The organism is Campylobacter sp. 2018MI13 (genome assembly GCF_018501135.1).
Taxonomy (GTDB): Bacteria; Campylobacterota; Campylobacteria; order Campylobacterales; family Campylobacteraceae; genus Campylobacter_E.
The window spans coordinates 1-203 of the sequence record NZ_JAHCZC010000384.1 but is presented as its reverse complement, the minus strand read 5'-3'; the positions used below and the strand labels follow the sequence as shown (position 1 = coordinate 203).

Here is a 203-nt window from a genome sequence, read left to right as displayed (position 1 = left end):
TGAAGCTTTGAGCTTTGATACTTCAAAAGTAACTAATATGAGCCATATGTTTGAAAATTGCTTTGATTTTAATCATCCATTAAATTTCAATACTTCAAATGTCGTTGATATGAGCAGTATGTTTAGTAGTTGTGAGTATTTTAATGAAGCTTTGAGCTTTGATACTTCAAAAGTAACTAATATGAGCCATATGTTTGAAAATT

1 protein-coding gene is annotated in these 203 nt (G+C 28.1%); it reads left to right on the top strand.

The genetic code is table 11. The features are described 5' to 3' along the window. Positions 1 to 203: BspA family leucine-rich repeat surface protein (locus tag KJQ99_RS11605; protein WP_214150796.1), on the top strand; the 203-nt coding region annotated here is incomplete at both ends.